3 protein-coding genes are annotated in these 2,161 nt (G+C 25.2%); all 3 read right to left on the bottom strand.

Annotated elements, in window-relative coordinates; genetic code table 11:
- Window positions 1-822, bottom strand: an 822-nt coding sequence (locus ACTTA5_RS07590) for an outer membrane protein assembly factor BamD (protein ID WP_440649187.1), incomplete at its 3' end; no start/stop codon positions are given.
- Between the two features lie 47 nt (window positions 823-869).
- Window positions 870-1,790 (bottom strand): UDP-3-O-acyl-N-acetylglucosamine deacetylase, encoded by a 921-nt coding sequence (lpxC, locus tag ACTTA5_RS07585; RefSeq protein WP_440649185.1) that lies wholly within the window; start codon window positions 1,788-1,790, stop codon window positions 870-872.
- Window positions 1,791-1,854: 64 nt separating this feature from the next.
- A partial coding sequence (locus tag ACTTA5_RS07580) for a hypothetical protein (RefSeq protein WP_440649183.1) occupies window positions 1,855-2,161 on the bottom strand: 307 nt, incomplete at its 5' end.

Genomic DNA, 2,161 nt, shown 5'->3' with positions numbered 1-2,161 from the left:
TTCGATTAGTTTTATATTTTTATATTTTTTTTTTAAAATTTTTTTCTTATTTAATTTATAATTTTTATCAAATAAGGAATAAGATTGTTGATACCATTTTGAAGAATTGTAATTATAACCAAGTATATTTGCATATTTTTTTGCCTGATCAGTTAATCCTAAAATATAATAAATCTCAACCAATCTGTGTAGAGCTTCTTCAATATAGATAGTTTCATTATATTGGTCAAAAATTACTTTAAATCTATTAATAGCAGCAATCCATTTCTTTTTTTGAAGATAATATCTGCCTATATAAAGTTCTTTTGCAGCAAGAATATCATTAATTAAATCTAATTTAAAATTAGCATCAATTGAATAATCAGTGTTTGGATATTTTTGAATCAAAATCTCAAATCTTTTTTTAGATTGTAAAATTGACTGCAAATCTTTTGTTTCATCAACAATTTGTTCATAGTAACACAGAGCTAATAAATAATATGCGTAATCTGAATTAACATGATTAGGATATACTCTAATAAATCTCTCTAATTCGGCTATTGTTTCTGGATAATAATCTTGAACGTAATAAGAATACGCAGCCATTAGAGATGATTTTGGTGCCCAAACCGATTGTGGGAATAAAGTTTCAACCTCATTAAATTTTTTTGCAGCAAAGATAACATCTCCTGTCTCTAAACTTTTCATTCCTTCCCTATAAGCTTCTAGAACTTGAAGATCTAGATTTTTTTCAATAATTTCAGATTGCCTAACTTCTTTTGTTGAGCAAGAAGATAATAATAATAAAGCCACTAAATATAAAAAAAATTTTAATTCCTGCATTTTATATTTATACTTATTTAAAGTATGATTTAAAAGATAGTTATATTTTATGCTATCGATTTAAGAATTGTTTTATTTATTAATGAATGAGGAAGACTTTTTTCTTTAATTTCTACTATTGAGAAATTATCTTTATTTAAAAATACCTTTCTTAATAATTGGTTTGTTAAGTAATGTCCCCCTTGAGAACATTTAATACTTCCAACAATTCGATAGCCTGAAGTGTAAAGATCTCCAATACAATCGAGTATTTTATGATTTACAAATTCTTTTTCATTTCTTAATCCCTCTGGATTTAGTATGTCATTTTCACTTACTACCACTGCATTCTCTAAACTTCCACCTTTGGCTAATCCATTTTTTTTTATTTTTTCAATATCCTCAAAAAGGCAAAAAGTTCTTGAATTGTAAACATCAGATAAATCATCCTCGTATACTTTAAATTTATTTCTTTGATTACCAATAACAGAGTTATTATATTTGAGTTCAAAATCAATATCTAAACTCAAAGTTGATGGTTTAATATTTATATATCTATCACCCTCTGAATAGCTGATTTCTTTATTTATCTTAATTATTTTTATTGGAGAATCTGAAACTTCGATGCCAGCTGAAATAATTTTCTCAATAAATATTTTTGCAGACCCATCTAATATTGGAACCTCCTCATTATCAATTTCAATCAATGCATTATCTATACCCATTCCAAATAACGCACACATTAAGTGTTCAATAGTTGAAACCTTTACTCCAAATTCATTTTCAATAGTTGTGTTTAAAGATGTGTTGGTGACATTCATAAAACTTGGATAAACTAAATTATTACTTTTTAAATCCACTCTCTTAAAAACTATACCATTATTGGGGGATGCTGGTTTAATGCAAACATTGACATCTAATCCACTATGAAGAGAAATTCCACTAAATGAAATATTATTTTCAATTGTTTTTTGGGTTAAATAGGACACTTGAAGGTTTTAATTTGAATGGTGGATTAATTAAATACAACTATTGTTACGAGAAAAAACAAAATTAACTAAATAATTGAAAAAATTTTTCAAAAAAACCTAATTTTTTTGAAGATTTTGAGGTTATTTGGATTTCATTTTTATTCACACCATTTTTCAAATTATATGCCATTTGAGAAATATCTAACTGTTTATCTGAGGAAAAATCTTTTACGTATCTTTTATCTAGAAAATTATCAACTTGTATTTGGTATTTTTTTAAAATGTTTTCAATTTCAAGTATTATTAAATTTGATATGAAAATTAATTTAATTTGTAAACAAACTTCATCATTACTAATTTGATCTTGCAAAAAAGAATAGCTTACACCA

This window comes from Candidatus Pelagibacter sp. HIMB1521 (assembly GCF_052047875.1).
In the GTDB taxonomy this organism is placed as follows: Bacteria; Pseudomonadota; Alphaproteobacteria; order Pelagibacterales; family Pelagibacteraceae; genus Pelagibacter.
This window is presented reverse-complemented; position numbering and strand designations above follow the sequence as displayed.